This is a genomic window from Prevotella communis, from assembly GCF_022024175.1.
Taxonomy (GTDB): domain Bacteria; phylum Bacteroidota; class Bacteroidia; order Bacteroidales; family Bacteroidaceae; genus Prevotella; species Prevotella communis.
Genome location: NZ_CP091794.1, coordinates 2,729,576 through 2,748,359, shown reverse-complemented (window position 1 = coordinate 2,748,359; position 18,784 = coordinate 2,729,576). Strand labels below are relative to the sequence as shown.

The following is an 18,784-nucleotide window of genomic DNA, read 5'->3' as shown; positions in this document are numbered from 1 at the left end:
TTAGAATCCTTTGGCAATGCCTATCATGAGGCGATGTGAGTAAACATGCTGCTTCAGGTTGTTGACTTGCAGTTGCTGATAGTCGCCCAGATACCCCAGAGTCAGAGCCGTTCTCTTGTTGAATTGCCAAGCTACAGTAAACTGCTGACGAAAAGAAGGTGCAGAAATAAATGTGGTTGGCACAACGTTGTGGTCGTAGTTTCCCAAGGAGAAAATCTCGTAGTACGACTGTCCGTAGTTAGGACTGAATACGATGCCCGCAAGGGGAAGGTCCAGTTCATAGCGGAATATGAACCGGCTGATGTTGTAGGTGGCAATACCTGACGGGCGTGCCTGCAGCCCCAGTCGGGCCTGAGCAGGGTTATTTGAGTTCTTGGTGTTGTAGATAAAGCCCAGTCCGAAGTCACCAAGTACACCTGCCTGTAGTCTCAGTCGATTGTCAAGCAGATGCCAGGCGCGATACCTACCGATGTAGAGGTTGTAGATACCTTCCAGTTCGGAACAATCCTCTGAACGGTCTTTTACATGCGAGAGGTTTATCTGATGCTGCCAAATGGTTGACCAGTTGGCATCAGGCTTGGCATGCTCGTTGACATTGAGGAATGTCAGGCCTGTGCCTTTGAATTTCTCTTGTGTCAGGTAGGTATCCAGAATGTGGGTCGTACCCATACCAACCTGGTAACTGCTTTGGGCATTGGCATAGCCAACACCCAATGCCCAGCAGGCAATACCTAATACGAAACCCCTGACATTCATTACTTACGCTTCATCATCAAAGAGCCTGAGCTGACCCGTCATTTCGTCAACAACCTGCTGCTGACTCTTACCTGCATCCGGATCGAGGTCTTGCTCTTCCTGGGTTTCCTGATTGTCTGTATTTTCAGAAGCCTCTGGCTCTTCAGGGAATCTTGTAGGCTCCAGTTCTACGATACTCTCTATCTGATAGGTACTGATACGCTTACCCTTGGCTTTGAAGCCCTTGACGGCAATAAACTGCTCGGCATCAATCTCCTCTGAACCACGGAACTCGTCAGCACCACCATAGTTCACCTGAATACGTGGGTAAACTACATCTGTGAGCAGTACCAACTGTGATTGTGCATTCTCGCCCAGATAGTTCTGCTTTCGTTTGGTAGCCTCCATTTGGAAGCGTTTCAGGTAGGGATAGCCCTGATTGTCGGCATCAAAAAGTACGCAGGTCCATACTTTGTCGGCATTAAACTTCTCGATGCGCAGGATATTCTCCTCGTAGTGGTTGTTCAGGTCAAAGTTGGTCAGATAGAACTCGCCGTTCTTCAGTACAACCAATATTTGGTCTTCATCAAAGAACTCACCCAACAGTCTGCCGTGCTCATCGTAGTTCAGGCGGTTCACGTCTGGGTCGAACCATACCTTGCGACCACCCAGCGTGGAGTGTCCCTGACTCTTTAGCGTGATGCGATGTACGGGGAACTTCGTCAGGATATTACCCTTAGAGGTACGTCCCTTGATGTCGATAGAGGCAAACGAGCGCTCCAGGAACAGACTCATGCGAGGATGGTCATTGAGCACGGCGGCATCAAGCGTCACCTTGATGACCTCGGCCTCACCATTGGGGTTGGCTGTGAAGTAGAGCACGCGTGTGCCAGGTGTACCCATTGTCAGGTCTACCTCACGGTCGCGTGTGATACCCGTCACGTTGAAACGCTTGATATAGCATGTGCCCACCTTTCCGTCGCGGTATATCATATTATAGATAGTACGCTTGTCGTTCTTCTTGAACACACCCAGCCAGATGATGTTCTTGCCTACGAAGAGCTTTTCAGCTACACGCACCACCTTGAACTTACCGTCACGATAGAAGATGATGATATCGTCGATGTCAGAACAGTTGCATACAAACTCGTCTTTCTTCAGTCCCGTTCCGATGAAACCCTCGCTACGGTTGATGTAGAGCTTCTGGTTGGCTTCTGCCACCTTGCTTGCCTCAATGGTGTCGAAATTGCGGATCTCCGTGAGTCGTGGGTGAGTCTTTCCGTATTTATCCTTCAGGAACTGGAACCATGAAGCCGTTACCTCTACCAAGTTAGCCAGGTCGCGGTCTATCTCCTCTATCTCGGCCTTGATACGGGCCATCAGTTCGTCGGCCTTCTCCTTGTTGAACTTCAGGATGCGCTGCATCTTGATTTCCAGCAGGCGCAGGATATCGTCTTTCGTCACCTCACGTACCAACTGTGGATAGAAAGGCGTGAGTCGGTTGTCGATATGCTCACAAACCTTATCTACGTTGGGCGCCTCCTCGAATTTCTTGTCCTTATAGATACGTTCTTCGATGAATATCTTTTCCAAAGAGCAGAAATGATACTGCTCCAGCAGTTCGTTCTTGCGAATCTCCAGTTCCTGACGAATCAGGTCCTTGGTGCGCTCTACGCTATGGATAAGCACATCGCTCACCGTCAGGAACTGAGGCTTATCATCTTTGATGACACAGCAGTTGGGCGAGATGTTAATCTCACAATCCGTGAAGGCATACAGGGCATCGATGGTCTTGTCGCTGCTGACACCAGGAGCCAGATGTACCAATATCTCTACTTCGGCCGATGTCAGGTCGTCCACACGACGTGCCTTGATCTTACCCTTCTCAATGGCTTTGGTGATGCTTTCGCAAAGCGTTGACACGGTCTTGGTGAAAGGCAGTTCGCGGATGACCAGTGTCTTCTGGTCCAGTTTCTCAATCTTGGCACGAACCTTGACCACGCCACCACGCTGTCCGTCATTGTATTTTGATACGTCGATGCTGCCACCCGTCTGGAAGTCAGGGTAGAGATGGAACTCCTCGCCATGCAGGTAATTGATAGCTGCATCGCAGATTTCACAGAAGTTATGTGGCAGGATCTTAGACGACAAACCTACGGCGATACCTTCGGCACCTTGCGATAGCAACAACGGGAATTTCACAGGGAGCGTGATAGGCTCCTTGTTACGTCCGTCGTAACTGAGCTGCCACTCGGTGGTCTTGGGATTAAACACCGTGTCCAAGGCAAACTTAGACAAGCGTGCCTCGATATATCGCGGAGCAGCGGCACGGTCGCCTGTCAGGATGTTACCCCAGTTACCCTGCGTGTCAACCAGCAGGTCTTTCTGGCCCAGCTGCACCAGGGCATCACCAATAGAGGCATCACCGTGAGGGTGAAACTGCATGGTGTGACCCACGATGTTGGCCACCTTGTTGTAGCGTCCGTCGTCCATACGCTTCATTGAGTGAAGGATACGGCGCTGCACAGGTTTCAGTCCGTCCTCGATATGAGGCACGGCACGCTCCAGAATAACATACGAGGCATAATCCAGGAACCAATTCTGATACATACCGCTCAGGTGATGCACCACCGAAGCGTCGAAACGGTTCACGGGCTTGTAATCAGAGTGACCCTCTGACCCTTGCTCTTCGTCATTAATTTCAATCAATTCGTCGTCTTTCTTTTCGTCGTCCATTGTGTATTATGGTTTTCAGTTTGTCTGCAAAAGTACAAAAAAAAAACTGAATATCTTCGCAAAATGCCGAGATATTCAGTTTTTTTTTAAGAAAAGCCTCGTAGGAAGCTTCCACGTATTACTTGATAATCACTTTCTTTATCTTCAGAGAGCCATCGGCCTGAGGCAAGCGGACAATGTTAATGCCTTTGCGGAGTTTTGTCTGGCGCATACCGTTGATGTCGTAGATTTCAGATGTAGTAACGGTCTTCTCTCTGATATAAGCAATGCTGGTGGGAATCTCCTCGCTGTCGTAGCTCAAGCGGAAGTTGTCGACCTTGAACCATCCCTGGCCGCGAAGGTTGCCGTCGCCGTTGGGGTCATCCTCACCGTTCTTCACACCATTAATATTGATACCGTTGGTGCGGAAACCGATGGTCATCGTACTGTCGGGACCTACGCCAAACGTTACTGACATAGGATGAAGCAGAGAAGAATTAGCATCACCCATCAAGCCGTTTGTGCAAGTATATCCGGCATAAGTTAACTCAGCGGCATTGATTGCGTCGGCAGGCATATTCAGTTCGCTATAAGCTTCAGGCGTGCCCCACATCTGTACGCAGTTGTTGGCGAAGATACGCTGTGTGGTGGTGTTGTCGTTGGCCCAGTTGTATTCAACCATCACGTCGGCTTTCAGTGTGTAGGTACCTGGAGGCATATTCATAAACGTCTGACTGAGTTCTACCTCAGGTATGTTTTCATTCCAGATGCCCCAAAGATACTCGCCATCAGTGGGTTGCTTTGTTGCTTCTGTGCCGTTGTCAAGGGTGACACTGATATTATCTCCCTTGTTGATAGCGCACCATCCGCCGCTTACGGTTTGGGCAGCCTCACCGTCAACATATAGGTTCCATCCCTTAGGAGCGTTCTGTGCACCACTGTCTGGGATGTCGTTCTGGTTACTCAAATCCTCGAAACTCGGGTTTTTCAGAACAAACGTGATATCACCCAATGCGATAGCTGTGGCTTTGAGTTGTTCAATGCCGTCTTCCAATTGCTTGATACAAGCCTTGATTTGCTCTTCGTTGGCATTGCCATCCTCGTAGATGTCATAAATGTCATAAAAGAGATCCTCAAAACTGTTAGCGCTTGCGCTATGTTCATAGATCTTAAGGTTCTCTTCACTCTTCACAAGAGCGGCTTTTAACTCACTATACACATCGGCAGAACGTTTTGCTTCGGCATAGATGTTCTTGATGGCTGTGAAAGCTGTGATAATCTGCTCTAATGTGCTTTTGTTGTCGATTTCGTATTGTTCCAGTATATTTCTTGCTTCTTTGTAAATCGAGGTCCCCATCTTGTTGCTGAGAAGTTGTTCCAGAGCTTCAGCGAAATGTACGTAGATGGCAACAGCATTGTCGGACGAGAATTCTGTCTTTTCAATGCGGAAGTTGTCAACTTTGAACCATCCGTCGCCACCAGCGCCGTTGCCATTGTCGCGCAATGCTGCAGCATAGTCACCATTAGTGCGCACTCCGAAGGTTAAGGTGCCGTCGTAGACCAGTGCCTCGACGCTCATCTCTTGCATCTGACGGTCGGTAATAGGCTCTACCAGTTCTGCAAAACGGTACACCTCAGACTGGTCTAAGCGTGTCTCATCATATTCGTCTTGAGATGCGAAGTAGGTAGAGTTTAGGTTACCGAATATGCGCTGTGTGGTACGGCGTGAGCCACTGCCGTTAGCGCCTACCATCAGGGCGGCCCTAACAATGTATGTTCCGTTCTCCAATCCGCTGATGGTCTGTGAGATTTCGTATTCCGGAATACCGCCATTCCAGATTCCGAAAGCTAGATTTCCGTCTTTGGTTTCGCCTTCAGAGTCATCGTTCACACCATGCCAGGCGGTAATGCCAGCAGCTTTTATCTCGTCAACTGTGGTTACCTGTTTACCTTTGATAAAAACGTTCCATCCTGTGGGAGGCGCAGCAATGCCTGAACTCTGTGAACCATTTTGTGCCGACAGATCCTCGAAGCTCATGTTTGTTCCCAGGACAGTCAGATCGCCAGAGCCCTTGGCATAGGCCTCTTCGGCGGCCTTCAGCGTGCTGACTGCTGCATCGAGGTCGACATTGGCATTGTTGAAGCTGCTTACTGCGTTGTTGATAGCATCTGTAAAGGTGGCATCGTTGTCGTTACCCAGCAACTCAAGGGCTTTCTGAATTTCATCATAAAGATCGGTGTAATGTTTGATGATGGCTGCTGCGGTCTCATAGTCTGTCTCGTCAAACTCTGCTTTCTGGTAGTAGGGCAGGGCAGCGTTGATGGCATTTTGGAAGCCCTCTTTGTACATATCATCCTCAAGGTAGTTATCCTCAATGCCTTGTAGAAGTGAATAAAGTCGAACCTTTTGGTTGAATGATGCCAGATTGGTGGTAGTCTCAACGAAAGCCCAGTTCTGGGAAATGGTGTTCAGTGGTACGGGTAAGTAGCCGTTTTCATCTGTAATAGGCTCATCGTATTCGTTCTTCTGAACACCTCCATAGTAGTCGGGGAACCAGTAGTTGGAACTCTCAGAGATAACAGCAAACTCATTGCCGTTGTTCAGGTGCAGATAGCCGCCAATGGTCTTTTCGTTGCCTTGACCCTCGCCAGCTTTCAACTTGTAGAAACCGGGATAATCGCCTTCTGTCACTTCCCATTTCACGGGTTCCTCAAGGTTGGCATTCAGGTTGTCTGTGCCACTTGGAATACCCACGAAATAAGTGGTGGTGATTGTCTCTTCATTTTCGCCTTTGGAATCGACGTCAATCGTAAACGACCATGTGTTGTCGTCGTTCTTAACTGCCTTGAAAGCTGAATTCTTGATGTTGTCTGCATTGTAGGGCTGTAGATAGAATGCACCGTCCCACGATGTGCGTGTCCAAAAATTAGAGGGATTAGAACGACTTGTCAAAATGTAAACCTTCCCATCCTCTGGTGCTCCACCGATGGCAGGAAACTCAATGGCAGATGCTGAAACTGAGGTAACAAGAGCCAAAGCCAGCAATGCCTGTTTAGCGTAGTTTTTCTTCATGCTGATGTGATTTTAGTTTATTGATTTTAGTTATATATTGTAAAAACAGTTGCAAATATACACTTTTAATTATGAAAAAACATAGTTTTATAAATAATTTTGTATTTTTGCAACCAAATTTATAGAAATTTATAACATTGCCTAATGGTGCCAATGCACGTATGGTGATTGGTGGTGATGAAGATGTTTTATAGTCTCTGGGATTGGGAAGGTGAGGATGGTGAGGCTTATTGACGGCTTTTTTGAGCCCTTTAACTCCCTTTAACTACTTGTTATCCCTTTAACTCCTCAAAATATTGTACCTTTGCACGCAGATTTCTAGAAATTTCAAATAATTATGGCACAAGAAGACGTATTTAAGAAGATTGTATCGCACTGTAAGGAATATGGTTTTGTATTCCCCTCAAGTGAGATTTACGATGGCTTAGGAGCCGTTTACGACTATGGTCAGAACGGTGTGGAGTTGAAGAATAACATTAAGCAGTATTGGTGGAAGGCTATGACGATGTTGCACGAGAATATCGTGGGTATCGACAGCGCCATCTTTATGCACCCGACAATATGGAAGGCTTCTGGTCACGTGGATGCTTTCAACGATCCCTTGATTGACAACCGCGACTCAAAGAAGCGCTATCGTGCTGACGTGCTGATCGAGGATCAGATTGCCAAATACGACGAGAAGATTCAGAAAGAGGTAGAGAAGGCCCGCAAGCGCTTTGGCGACTCTTTCGACGAGGCAAAATATATGGAGACCAGCGAGCGCGTGAAGGAAGCTAAGGAGAAGCGCGACAACCTGCACGCACGCTATGCTGCTGCCATGCAGGGACCAGACCTGGAGGCTCTGAAGCAGATTATCCTTGATGAGGAAATCGTGGACCCCATCAGTGGTACCAAGAACTGGACCGATGTGCGTCAGTTCAACCTGATGTTCTCTACGGAGATGGGTGCCAGTGCCGATGGTTCAATGAAGGTTTATCTGCGTCCTGAGACGGCTCAGGGTATCTTTGTGAACTACCTGAACGTACAGAAGACTGGTCGTATGAAGATTCCTTTTGGTATCGCTCAGATCGGTAAGGCTTTCCGTAACGAGATTGTGGCTCGCCAGTTCATCTTCCGTATGCGTGAGTTCGAGCAGATGGAGATGCAGTTCTTCGTCCAGCCTGGTACGGAGCTGGAGTGGTTCCCCAAGTGGAAGGAGACCCGTATGAAGTGGCACCTGGCACTGGGCTTCGGCGCTGAGAACTATCGTTTCCACGACCACGAAAAGTTGGCTCACTATGCTAACGCTGCTACTGATATCGAGTTCAAGATGCCGTTTGGCTTCAAGGAGGTAGAGGGTATTCACTCTCGTACCAACTTCGACCTCTCACAGCATGAGAAATACTCTGGCAAGAGCATCAAGTACTTTGATCCTCAGACCAACGAGAGCTACACTCCGTATGTCATCGAGACATCTATTGGTGTTGACCGTATGTTCCTGAGCATCATGTGCCATGCCTTTGACGAGGAGAAGCTGGAGAATGGCGAGACACGTACCGTACTGCGTCTGCCTGCCGCTCTGGCACCTGTCAAGTGTGCTGTGATGCCACTGGTGAAGAAGGACGGTCTGCCCGAGAAGGCTCGTGAGATTATTGACCAGCTGAAGTATCACTTCGCCTGCCAGTATGACGAGAAGGACTCTATCGGTAAGCGCTATCGCCGTCAGGACGCTATTGGTACACCATACTGCGTCACCGTCGACCACGACTCGCTCGTTGATGGCAAGGTTACGCTGCGCTTCCGCGACACCATGGAGCAGGAGCGCGTGAACATCAGCGATCTGAACAGCATTATCGAAGATAAGGTGAGCATTGCTTCTCTGCTGAAAAAATTGCAGTAAATGAAAAAGTATATCCTATATCTTTTCGCTATGGCGATAGGTCTTGTAGGCCTGTCGTCATGCAGCGAGGAGGCTTCTGAGGAGGAAGAGTACGCTAACTGGAAGAATCGCAACGAGCAGTTCCTTGCTTCTTTGGCCAATGACTCGCTGAAGCAGTCTAACTGGCAACGCATTAAGTTGTTCTCTCTTGATCCTAACACGGAAGGTGCAGCTTCTGACTATATCTATGTGAAGAAGATTTCAAATGGAGAAGGTACGGAGATGCCAATCTATACGGATTCTGTCCGCGTGGTCTATCGTGGACGCCTGATCCCCTCGAAGTCTTATCCTAAGGGCTTTATCTTTGACAGTACAGTCTTTGGCGAGTATTCTGTCAAGACCGCCTATACAAAACGCCAGGCGGTGTCGAATACTATCTTAGGCTATGCCACGGCTTTGCAGAATATGCATAAGGGCGACTACTGGCGTGTCTATATCCCCAGTGAGTTAGGCTATGGCACATCGGACTATAGCACCATTCCTGGCTACAGCGTCCTGGTGTTCGACCTGACCCTGCTTGATTTTTCTCCTGTTGGTGAGGCTATGAAGCCTTGGAGGTAATTCATATATGAGATAAAAGAAAAAGGCAATCACTTTACTTGGTGACTGCCTTTTTTTCTTGCACTTCCATAGACTAAACCAAAAAATATTACGTTTTCTTTTTGACTTTTGCCTTTCTTGGTTGTATGCTATAATAGAAGGACCTACAAACAATGATACAGATAGAGGACGATATTCTCACACGATGCCAGGGCGGCGACAAGGCCGCTTTCCGATGGGTGGTGCAGACCTATCAGCGCATGCTGTTCTCGCTTGCGCTGAAGATGCTGGCAGATGAGGAGGAAGCCAAGGACGTGGTGCAGGATACGTTTGTACGGGCTTGGACGGCTATCAGAAGCTACAATCCACAGCAGCCTTTCGCCTCGTGGCTTTACACCATCGCCTCCCGACTGTGTCTCAATAGGCTCAAAGCCGTGAAGAAAGTCGCTGCCCTGCCGGAAGACATGACCGTGTTGCGACAGTTTGCCTCTGATGATGACAACCAGCGTATCCTCGAGAACAGCGAGTGGGTGGCAATCGTGAGGATACTGGCTGAGGGACTGAGCGAGAAGCAGCGTCTGGTCTTCACGCTCTGCCAACTGGAAGGACTGTCATCTGAGGAAGCAGAACAGATTACCGGCATGGATGCCCGACAGATAAAGAGTAACCTCTACGTGGCCCGACAGACAATTCGTAAACGACTAAAGGATTTAGGATATGAAGAAGATTGACGACATATTGAATGGATTGCAGGGGCAGCAGCCCGACGTCAGCAACCCTGACGAATGGACTGACCGTATCATGGACAGTCTGCCAGACTTACCCACTGAGCAGCCTAAGCCTGCACGACGTATCAGGCTCTACATCGCATCGGCAATAGCCGCAGCCGCCAGTGTCCTGCTGCTTATCTCTTTAGGCATCGTTACCAATAATCAAAATGATGAAGGAAACAACCTTGTGGTACAAACAGACACCACGATTGTCAGTCCACAAACAGGGACTAAGGAAGTAGAGACTCTTCCGCAGGAGAAGAAAGAAAGTAAGGAGATGGCTGACACGGTGAAAAGGGTGAAAGAGATTCTTCACATGTCCAAACCATCGAAACACTACATGGCGAAAGCAGAAACGACAGAAAGCACACTAGAGCCTGAGTTCATGGATGCAACAGAACTTGCGGAAAAAGCCATCGCTGAGGAAATGAGACGTATGGAAATGGCAGTACAAATAAACGGCAGCCTTCAAACCGACTTCCAAAAGATGACCAGAGAAATCCGCCAACGCGGTAAACATATGACCCAGCAAGTGGAAATGGCAATCAATAACGAGGAGTATTAATTTGTAACTAAATGACGAACAAGATATGAAAAAAATCGCATTTACACTTTGTGCCACATTCATTGCCCTTAGCACGATGGCTCAGGGGACGCTTCAGGAGCGCATGCAAGGCAATCCGAAGATCGATAGTCTTGTGAGCGTAGTGCAGGCGCTGGGAGGCAGCGCACAAGTTTCCTATGACTACCACGGGAGACTCCACAAGACGGTCCACATCACCTGCCGACTGATGAACGACTTCCAGCCCACGCCACCTACGGGTGACCCCAAAAAGGACGCTCAGAACCTTAAGATAGACAGCATCCGAAAGGAGCAGAACGAGCGGACAAACGGGATATACAATGCTGTACGCAATACCTGTAAGTCGATCACCGACGACGCCACGGAGAGCTACACATGGGAATACCACCGGGGCGGGGTGGACAGTGTGCGCTATACCATCGCGTTAGGAGAATATGAGAGTGGCGACACCCTCAAGACTTGGCAGCGCCAAAGAGAGGTGCTGTATGACGGTGCGCCCGAAATCATCACCTTCCGCTATGACCCTATGGCTGGCAACAACGAGAACCCATGGATACCCAAGGGGTTAGGTTTTTTCAGCTATGAGTACACGCCCGACAGCGTGGGTAGGCAGATGAAGGAGTTGGTGCCCTTCAATAAAGCGGCCTACACGTCCTTGCTCCAGCCCATCCTAAAACAGCAGGGCATCGCCACCCGCCAGTTCAATGTCTATTGCGATACCACCTATACTTTCAAAGAGGTGAAATGGAATGACAACGACGACTTCGTCATTCACCAAAAAACGCTCACTCCCCTGCAGCCAAAGAGCGAGACGAAGGGAACCGTCTATACCATGCATTCCAGGGCACTGGCCGACTCGGTGCTAAGCCAACTGATACAGACGACATGGGCGTTCTTAGAGGACAATCCAGGCATCTGCTTCCGATTTATGCCCCACACCACTTACGGACTTAGAACCATGAGCGAACTGTTCGAGAATCTCGACTACCGTAGAGCTTTGGGCTTCTACCACATCTATCTTCACTGCATCGACGACCAGGAGTTCAACATCGTCGTCGTCGAGGGAACGGGCGACATGATAGTGCCCATGGAGTGGCTCATCCTGAAGAGTTGGAAGAATGGCAAGGTGGTCTATGACAAGAAAAGGATGAAGGCCCTGACACCCAAGCAGGCAAGGAACAGCACCTCCGGCCATCGCTTCACTCAAACCAGACAATACGAGCCCATCGACTAAAGCAGAACAATGAACAAGCAAACCATCATCACCATCCTCCTCGCCCTCGCTGCAATGGCGGGGCAGGGGCAAGTGAGGTGTCACGTCATTGGCACGGTGGCCGAAGGGACAACGTCCGTAGAACTGAGGATATACCGCGACGGTGAAGACCCGAAGGACAGTACGTTACGACCCGTGTTAAAGAACGGACGCTTTGAGTGCGACGTGGAGGACGCACAGATAGAGCGATGGCACATCGTGGACTTCGGCGAGGTGATGGAGAAGGGCATGACCCTCCGCTCAGGAGAGTTTTTCGTGGAGGGCGGCGCGACCGTGACCATCCAGCTCGACGGCGACAAATTCGACATCCAATCCACAGGCAAGGAGTATCAGGCGTGGCACGCTAGGGAGCAAGCTGCCGAAGAGAAGTTCATGTCTGCCTATGAGAAACTGGACGAGAACGACAAGCAGAAGATGGCGGAACTGGAGAACGAATACCACGAATGGACGCTCGACTACTACAAAGCCCACCCGATGCTCGGTTTCCTGTTCGAACTCGACGGGCAGCTCAAGGGCTTTCATTTCAATGACACGGGCCTTGCCGCTATGCTTGACATTTACCACCGCCAATACACCACGCTCTATCCTGACCACCCCGTGCATCAGCGTATCGCCAAGCAAGAGGCTGTGGGTTATCAGATTTGCGGGCGAAAGTACAATGACTACGATGTGCGCACAATGGACGGCCAGCAAGTCTGCGCCTCTGAATACTACAAGGGCAAGTTGACGCTCGTCATCTGCTGGGCCTCATGGTGCTCGCCCTGCATCCGTGACGCTTGTGACATCATCCCTATCTACAACGAATACCGCAATCGTGGTCTGAACGTGTTCAGCCTTGCTCACGAATTCAAGTCCACCGATGCCATGCGCAAGGCCATCGAGCGTCACGCCTTCCCCTGGCCCTGTCTCGTTGACCTTGACGATGAGTTCGGCGTATTCCATAAGCACGGCACTCAAAACAGTGCCCTATTCCTCATCGACCGCGACGGCACCATCATCGCCGTGCCAAACAGTGTAGAAGAACTGAAAGCGAAGCTCGAAGAGATTTTCCCCAACAACAAATAAACCAAATCGAACAATGAACAAGCAAACCATCATCACCATCCTCCTCGCTATCGTCGCATTGGCGGGGCAGGCAAAGACATTCAAGACCATCAAGAACCCCGTGGCAATGGCCTGCGTGAATGTGGCGAACGGTGAGCTGAAAGCTCGCGAAGTTATATTCAGAGACACAGCAACCACAGTACATTTCACAATGGAGTACTCCAAGGGACAGAGTTTCCAATTTGTCTCATCATCCTATCTCATGGACGAGGACGGCAACCGCTACCCGTTGCACTCTGCCGAGGGACTGAAACTCAACACATGGGTGCAGTCACCAGAGAGTGGAATCACCGAGTTTACCATGCATTTCGCGCCATTACCGAAGAAGATACAGATATTCGACTTCATCGAGGGCGATGGCTCTGGGGCATTCAAACTGTTAGGCATCCACGACAAGAAATACAAAATCAAATTCCCAACGATGCAGGAACTCGCCGACGCTAATCCGTGGACGGTGCCACAGGATTGGTTTAAATCCGACACGATTACTATTAAAGGGCGCATTGAGGACTTCAACGCTGAACAGTTAGGATTTGACATGCTGCACTGCTACTACGAGGATGAGTTCGAAAAGGAGGATGCCGTGCAGGTACTCAACATTGCACCCGACGGTACATTCTGCAAGAAGTTCAAAATCAGCTATCCCTTCCGGCAACTGTTCTGGACCAAGGAAGCGAAAACACAGTTCGACGAAATTCCATTCTTCGCCCGTCCGGGCGAGACCATTGACATCACCGTCAAGAAAGACAATCAAGGTAGGTACGTTTGCGTCTATAACAGCGGCAGCAGCCACGACGTGGAGCGGTGGTTGCACACCGACGACTACAGCGATGTATTCAGACCGCTTTCTTCTTTTAAAGGTAAGTTGGAGGATGCTAACAGCCAGGCCGAAAGCGTCTGGCAGAATGCAATGTACCGCCTACAGACGGTGAGCCGCCGCGAGCATTACACGCCGATGGAGATGCAACTGGCACTGGCCGACATACAGGCGAACTTCATAGAACGTTATTTGTCATACGTCGACAACTATGCAAGTGACTTGGTAAAATATGAGGAGCGAGACGGAAAATGGAGCGAAGAGATACTTGACAGCGTGGAGTACGAGAAGATTTACGACGCCAAGAACTACTACCCGCTGCACCGCATCGACTTTGATAATCCGCTGCTTCTCGCGAATCAGGATTTCCACTTTACGCTCAACCACATTCAGTTTGCCAATTATGTCAGAAACCGCCAGTACAAGGGGCTTATGGACGAGAACGGCGGCATGGAGACAAACTTTAAGAACTACTCCGCAGCTCTCAGCAACTACCTCTCAGCCCTCCGCGACCTTATGGGAACTGACAAGGACAATATGATGGTGCAGCTGTGCGCCTACAAGGATATGCTGTCAGACTTCGATAACTGGGCTGACGATGAAATTCTGAATCAATGGCAACCCAATGACACGACTATTACCGAAGCTAGAAAAAAGGAATATATAGAGAACTGGCCTACACGCAACAAGATGCTGTCGCTCTATCTCGCAACCTTCACCAACCCCTATATCCACCAGAAGGCCGAGCAGTTCTGTGCCTATAAGAAGTCGCAGACCAACCTCGCTACGCCCCTCCCTGACGCGCCGATGGCCGACCTTATCCGCTCACTCTGCACCAAATATCCAGGCAAGATTCTGATGATTGACTTCTGGGGTATGAGTTGCGGCCCTTGCCGTGGTGCTATCCAAGCAAGTAAGGAACTACGTGCCGAGATAGCCAAACGCGACGATGTGAAACTTATATTCATTGCTGGGGAGCGCACTGCCGATGGCAGCGACGCCTACAAGCAGTACGTGGCCGAATGGTTATCTAATGAAGAGACCGTCTGTGTAACCAATGCCGACTTCACCCGCCTGCAAGAGTTGTTTCGCTTCAACGGCATTCCTCACTACGAAACCATTACCCCCGACTGCCGCCGTGTCCGTGACGACCTCCGCATAGATGGATATGACTACTTCGATTACAAACTTCAAAGGCTAAAAGAGAAACTCAAATAACAATTCGTGCCCCAATCACTTTATGTCAAACTTTCATCTTTTATCACGCCAAAACGACGCCAAAACAGGAAAAGAAAAATCTCCAAATTGTTGATTTTTCAACGACTTGGAGATTTGTTTTGTGTCGACACTTGGATTCGAACCAAGGACCCCCACCATGTCAAGGTGATACTCTAACCAACTGAGCTATGCCGACCTTTTTTCTAAAGCGGGTGCAAAGGTACGAATTTAAATTGAGATTTGAGGTTTGAGGTTTGAGATTTTTCGCGTTGAATAAGATATTTAACATTTCTTTGAGAAAAATCTGTGCGCTGATAGAGCCTGTATCGGAAAATAGTTGTATATTTGCGACATAATTAAAAATCTGAAGACTATGCAGAAGTACGCAGATTATATCAAGAAGATTGAGATTGATTCGCTGTGGAGTGGTAAGAAGCACATCGTGTGGGAACTGGATCCGCATGTGAATATCCTGAGTGGCATCAATGGCGTTGGTAAGAGCACCATCCTGAATAAGGTGGTGAAGGGACTTGCTGCTGGTGGCGAGTTTCCCAGTCACATGCTGAAGGGTGTCCGTCTGGAAGTGATGCCCGATGAATGCAAGTGGATTCGCTATGATATGATTCGTTCTCTTGACTCGAATCTGTCACAGGCATTTACGGAGAGCGATGGCTTCGTGCGTCAGGCCTTGACTGCCTTGGCTGGGGTAGGAGGCGGCTCGCTGCTCGATATCCAGCTCTATAATCTGCAACGCAAATATCTGGATTATCAGGTAAATATAGGCAATCGTATCATCGAACAGCTGCAGCAGGGGCATGCGGATGCGGCCCAGCAGCTGTCGCAGAAGAAGACGCGCTTCCAGGATATGGTCGATGAACTCTTTGCTGAGACGGGCAAGCGTATCGTCCGTACAGAGAACGAGATTCGCTTCACGCAGATTGGCGAGGTGTTGGTGCCTTATCAGTTGTCGAGTGGCGAGAAGCAGATGCTGGCCATCCTGCTCACCGTCCTGGTGCAGGACGATCAGCCTTATGTCCTCTTTATGGACGAGCCAGAGGTAAGTCTGCACCTGGAGTGGCAGAAACGGTTGATTGACCTGGTCATGGAGCTGAATCCTAATGTGCAGATTATCATGACCACCCATTCGCCTGCCGTGGTGATGAACGGTTGGGCAGATCGTGTAACTGAAGTGAGCGAGATTACTGTCAATGGCTAACCGGCTGATAGACAATATAGATAGTCGTTACTTCGAGGCGGCCAATGCCTTGAGGGGTAAGTCGGCGCGACGTAGAATCGTGGCTTATGTCGAGAGCTATGATGATATCTATTTCTGGCGTACGGTGCTCAGTCGTTTCGAGAACGAGAAACGCTATTTCGAGGTGATGCTGCCTTCGAAGATGAACCTGACGCGAGGCAAGAAGTCGGTGCTGATGAATTTTGTGGGCGAACATGTGGGGCCTGATATGATAGCCTGTGTGGATGCCGACTTCGACTACCTGATGCAGGGCGCCACGGAACAGTCGCGCCGTGTCATCAATAGTCCTTACGTATTCCATACCTATGTCTATGCCATCGAGAACTACCAGTGCTATGCGCCCTCGCTGCATGATGTCTGTGTGGCTGTGACGCTCAATGACCATCGTATCTTTGACTTCGAGGACTATTTCCGCCAGTTCAGCGAGGCCTGTTTCCCGCTCTTTGTCTGGTCTGTCTGGGCTTATCGCACAGGGCATCACGGACGCTTCTCCCTGTCTGATTTCAATCGTGTCATCGACCCAGGTGGCTTCACGGTTCAGAATCCGGGTGTGTCCATTGCCAATATCCGTCGTAAGGTGGGTACCAAGATACGTGAACTGCAACGCCAGTATCCCAATAATAAGGAGGCTTACCTGAAGGTGAAGAATGATATCCAGGCTCTAGGCGTCACGCCTCAGACTACCTATCTCTATGTGCAGGGCCATCATCTTTTTGATACGGTTGTCAGTCCTATCCTTACCAAGGTGTGTAATATCCTGCGTCAGGAGCGTCAGAACGAGATATACTATTCTCAGGCTCATCGCACTCAGAAGCGCAATGAGATGTCGTGCTACGAGAACTCGCAGCAGGATGTCAAGTCAATGCTCAAGAAAAATGTAGGCTATCAGCACTGTCCTCTGTTCTTGCAGTTGCAAGATGACATAGCTGATTTCTTGGGAAAGCCCCAAAGCAGCGAGGCAACAGAGTAACTGTGTCACATTTTTGAAATAAATGACAAAAGATGAAATTTTTTGCATCATCTGGACGTCTAATGTATAGAAACTAATTAAAGAATACGATTATGATACTAACAACAACTCCACAGATTGAAGGTCAGACCATCCGCGAATACAAGGGTGTGGTGACTGGTGAAACGATTATTGGTGCTAACTTCGTGAAGGATTTCTTTGCTGGCATACGTGACATCGTTGGCGGACGTGCTGCCAGTTATGAGCAGGTGCTTCAGGAGGCAAAGGAAACATCAATGCGTGAAATGATGCAGCGTGCTCAGGCTATGGGTGCCAATGCCATCGTGGGCATCGACATTGATTATGAGACGATAGGTTCTACAGGTTCTATGCTGATGGTTGCCACCAGCGGCACAGCCGTGGTTATTTAATGTTTTTCACCTTGCTCTCATCAACCGTACTTCCCTCGTTTTAGCCATACTGCAGCCTGCTTCTAGCCTCGTTCGTGAGTGCTCCACGGAGCAGCCTAGGAGCAGAGTGATTGCAGCCTAGGAGCAGAGTGATTGCTGCCTAAGAGCAGGCTAAAGCATTTTTAACAGTAAAGTAATAAAGAAATTCTCTAGAGAATTTTGTCCTTACTAAGTGATATAGCATTTGCAACTTAGTTATACAGGGAATAATTCTCTAGAGTATTTTCTTGCTATCATATACAAGGCAGATTGAAAGTCAGTAATATCGTTTTTGTTTCTAGGTAAATTAGCCCTCAGCCCTCAGCCCTCAGACATCTTCCTTCTTACATCGGAGCGAGACACTCACCCGTCCCCTATGTACTCCCAGCATTGGGTGTGAAAGTGAAACGTTTTTTTAAAAAAGCAATTATTTTCCCTAAAATCTGTCCCAGGAAGGTGTCACCTTCAAAGGACAGACTGTCGTTTAGAACTGATGTGTTATATCTTGGCAATCAGCGTGTCAGGGTATTTGGGCATAGCGCCATTCTGTGTGCAGACATAGGCACTGACCTCTACAGCTATGCGGTGAGCAGCCTCTAAGGGTTTGCCGTTGAGGATGGCTGCGCAGAACGAGCCCGTGAACGAGTCGCCAGCACCTACCGTGTCAGCAACGGTCACCTTCGGCGTCTCCTGGAAAGACGTCAGACCAGGCGCAAAGACGTACGAGCCATTGGTGCCACACGTCAGAACCAGCATCTTCAGCTTATATTCTGCCAGCATCTTCTCGCAGATGCCACGCATATCCAGATCGTCATAGCCATACATGCGCTTGATGACAACCAATTCTTCATCGTTAATCTTCAGGATGTTGCAGCGCTTCAGCGACTCCTCAATGACATCCTTGGTATAGAACTGCTGGCGCAGATTGATATCGAAAATCTTCAGGCAGTCCTCTGGCGTGTTGTCAAGGAACTGGCGGATGGTAGCCCATGAAGTGACATTGCGCTGAGCCAGCGAACCGAAACAAACGGCACGGCACTGACGGGCAATCTCTGCAATTTCTGGTGTGTAGGGAATGTTGTCCCATGCCACATTCTCCTTGATCTCATAGGCAGGAATGCCATCGCCTGATAGCGTAACCTGTACTGTACCGGTAGGATAGGCCACGCGTGGCATCAGGTAATTTAAGTGATGTTCCTTCAGTGCTTCGATGGTTTCTTCTGCCAAATCGTCTTGACCCAAGGCACTGATAGCTACTGTCGGCAGTCCAAACTGTCCAGCATGATAGGCAAAGTTGGCGGGTGCACCACCCAGTTTCTTACCTTCGGGAAGAACATCCCATAAAGCCTCACCGAGACCTACTACAAATCGTTTCTGTTCCATTG

The 18,784-nt window shown here is 49.2% G+C and carries 14 protein-coding genes and 1 tRNA gene; 10 read left to right on the top strand and 5 right to left on the bottom strand.

Translation table 11 applies throughout. The annotated features are described in order from the left end of the window. From L6466_RS11125 to L6466_RS11115, 3 genes are all read right to left on the bottom strand, one after another. Entirely contained in the window at positions 1-756 is a 756-nt protein-coding gene (locus L6466_RS11125; protein WP_237802861.1) for a DUF3316 domain-containing protein, read from the bottom strand. A gap of 3 nt (positions 757-759) precedes the next feature. Continuing rightward, on the bottom strand, positions 760-3,471 hold the full coding sequence (locus tag L6466_RS11120) for a DNA gyrase/topoisomerase IV subunit A (RefSeq protein ID WP_237802862.1): 2,712 nt from the start codon (positions 3,469-3,471) through the stop codon (positions 760-762). A gap of 118 nt (positions 3,472-3,589) precedes the next feature. Further along, positions 3,590-6,523: a hypothetical protein gene (locus L6466_RS11115; RefSeq protein ID WP_237802864.1), complete on the bottom strand. Its 2,934-nt coding sequence runs from the start codon at positions 6,521-6,523 to the stop codon at positions 3,590-3,592. Between the two features lie 337 nt (positions 6,524-6,860). On the opposite strand from L6466_RS11115, the gene L6466_RS11110 reads away from it, so the two are divergent. The 7 genes from L6466_RS11110 to L6466_RS11080 all read left to right on the top strand — a co-directional run bounded on the left by L6466_RS11110 (position 6,861) and on the right by L6466_RS11080 (position 14,746). Next, positions 6,861-8,402 carry a glycine--tRNA ligase gene (locus tag L6466_RS11110; RefSeq protein WP_237802865.1) on the top strand — a complete coding sequence of 514 codons (1,542 nt, stop codon included), beginning with the start codon at positions 6,861-6,863 and terminating at the stop codon, positions 8,400-8,402. Further along, complete coding sequence (gene bamJ, locus L6466_RS11105) at positions 8,403-9,002, top strand: BamJ family beta-barrel-assembly machinery protein (RefSeq protein WP_237802866.1); 600 nt, start codon at positions 8,403-8,405, stop codon at positions 9,000-9,002. Between the two features lie 152 nt (positions 9,003-9,154). Beyond that, entirely contained in the window at positions 9,155-9,712 is a 558-nt protein-coding gene (locus L6466_RS11100; protein WP_091852324.1) for an RNA polymerase sigma factor, read from the top strand. After that, the gene (locus tag L6466_RS11095; RefSeq protein WP_237795054.1) at positions 9,699-10,316 is read left to right on the top strand and encodes a hypothetical protein; all 618 of its coding nucleotides are present in this window, start codon (positions 9,699-9,701) and stop codon (positions 10,314-10,316) included. Before L6466_RS11100 ends, L6466_RS11095 begins: the two co-directional genes overlap by 14 nt. Positions 10,317-10,341: 25 nt before the next feature. After that, positions 10,342-11,568: a hypothetical protein gene (locus L6466_RS11090; RefSeq protein WP_237795055.1), complete on the top strand. Its 1,227-nt coding sequence runs from the start codon at positions 10,342-10,344 to the stop codon at positions 11,566-11,568. A gap of 9 nt (positions 11,569-11,577) precedes the next feature. Further along, entirely contained in the window at positions 11,578-12,672 is a 1,095-nt protein-coding gene (locus L6466_RS11085) for a peroxiredoxin family protein (RefSeq protein ID WP_237795057.1), read from the top strand. Positions 12,673-12,685: 13 nt separating this feature from the next. Then, positions 12,686-14,746 carry a TlpA family protein disulfide reductase gene (locus tag L6466_RS11080; RefSeq protein WP_237802867.1) on the top strand — a complete coding sequence of 687 codons (2,061 nt, stop codon included), beginning with the start codon at positions 12,686-12,688 and terminating at the stop codon, positions 14,744-14,746. A 122-nt stretch (positions 14,747-14,868) separates the two neighbouring features. Here L6466_RS11080 and L6466_RS11075 read toward each other — a convergent pair. Then, positions 14,869-14,942, bottom strand: a tRNA-Val gene (locus L6466_RS11075). A 177-nt stretch (positions 14,943-15,119) separates the two neighbouring features. Between L6466_RS11075 and L6466_RS11070 the strand changes: the two genes are divergently transcribed. From L6466_RS11070 to L6466_RS11060, 3 genes are all read left to right on the top strand, one after another. Next, entirely contained in the window at positions 15,120-15,962 is an 843-nt protein-coding gene (locus L6466_RS11070) for an AAA family ATPase (protein ID WP_237795061.1), read from the top strand. Next, on the top strand, positions 15,955-16,971 hold the full coding sequence (locus tag L6466_RS11065) for a DUF4435 domain-containing protein (RefSeq protein WP_237795062.1): 1,017 nt from the start codon (positions 15,955-15,957) through the stop codon (positions 16,969-16,971). Before L6466_RS11070 ends, L6466_RS11065 begins: the two co-directional genes overlap by 8 nt. Before the next feature lie 92 nt (positions 16,972-17,063). Further along, positions 17,064-17,381, top strand: a complete 318-nt coding sequence (locus L6466_RS11060) for a heavy metal-binding domain-containing protein (RefSeq protein ID WP_237802868.1) — start codon at positions 17,064-17,066, stop codon at positions 17,379-17,381. 516 nt (positions 17,382-17,897) lie between these two features. On the opposite strand, the gene L6466_RS11055 is transcribed toward L6466_RS11060, so the two are convergent. Further along, positions 17,898-18,782, bottom strand: a complete 885-nt coding sequence (locus L6466_RS11055; protein WP_091815155.1) for a carbohydrate kinase family protein — start codon at positions 18,780-18,782, stop codon at positions 17,898-17,900. Between the last annotated feature and the right edge of the window lie 2 nt (positions 18,783-18,784).

Coding starts and splice junctions, on each gene's coding strand:
- L6466_RS11125 (WP_237802861.1), bottom strand. CDS start 756: ATGAATGTCAGGGGTTTCGTATTAGGTATTGCCTGCTGGGCATTGGGT.
- L6466_RS11120 (WP_237802862.1), bottom strand. CDS start 3,471: ATGGACGACGAAAAGAAAGACGACGAATTGATTGAAATTAATGACGAA.
- L6466_RS11115 (WP_237802864.1), bottom strand. CDS start 6,523: ATGAAGAAAAACTACGCTAAACAGGCATTGCTGGCTTTGGCTCTTGTT.
- L6466_RS11110 (WP_237802865.1), top strand. CDS start 6,861: ATGGCACAAGAAGACGTATTTAAGAAGATTGTATCGCACTGTAAGGAA.
- bamJ (WP_237802866.1), top strand. CDS start 8,403: ATGAAAAAGTATATCCTATATCTTTTCGCTATGGCGATAGGTCTTGTA.
- L6466_RS11100 (WP_091852324.1), top strand. CDS start 9,155: ATGATACAGATAGAGGACGATATTCTCACACGATGCCAGGGCGGCGAC.
- L6466_RS11095 (WP_237795054.1), top strand. CDS start 9,699: ATGAAGAAGATTGACGACATATTGAATGGATTGCAGGGGCAGCAGCCC.
- L6466_RS11090 (WP_237795055.1), top strand. CDS start 10,342: ATGAAAAAAATCGCATTTACACTTTGTGCCACATTCATTGCCCTTAGC.
- L6466_RS11085 (WP_237795057.1), top strand. CDS start 11,578: ATGAACAAGCAAACCATCATCACCATCCTCCTCGCCCTCGCTGCAATG.
- L6466_RS11080 (WP_237802867.1), top strand. CDS start 12,686: ATGAACAAGCAAACCATCATCACCATCCTCCTCGCTATCGTCGCATTG.
- L6466_RS11070 (WP_237795061.1), top strand. CDS start 15,120: ATGCAGAAGTACGCAGATTATATCAAGAAGATTGAGATTGATTCGCTG.
- L6466_RS11065 (WP_237795062.1), top strand. CDS start 15,955: ATGGCTAACCGGCTGATAGACAATATAGATAGTCGTTACTTCGAGGCG.
- L6466_RS11060 (WP_237802868.1), top strand. CDS start 17,064: ATGATACTAACAACAACTCCACAGATTGAAGGTCAGACCATCCGCGAA.
- L6466_RS11055 (WP_091815155.1), bottom strand. CDS start 18,782: ATGGAACAGAAACGATTTGTAGTAGGTCTCGGTGAGGCTTTATGGGAT.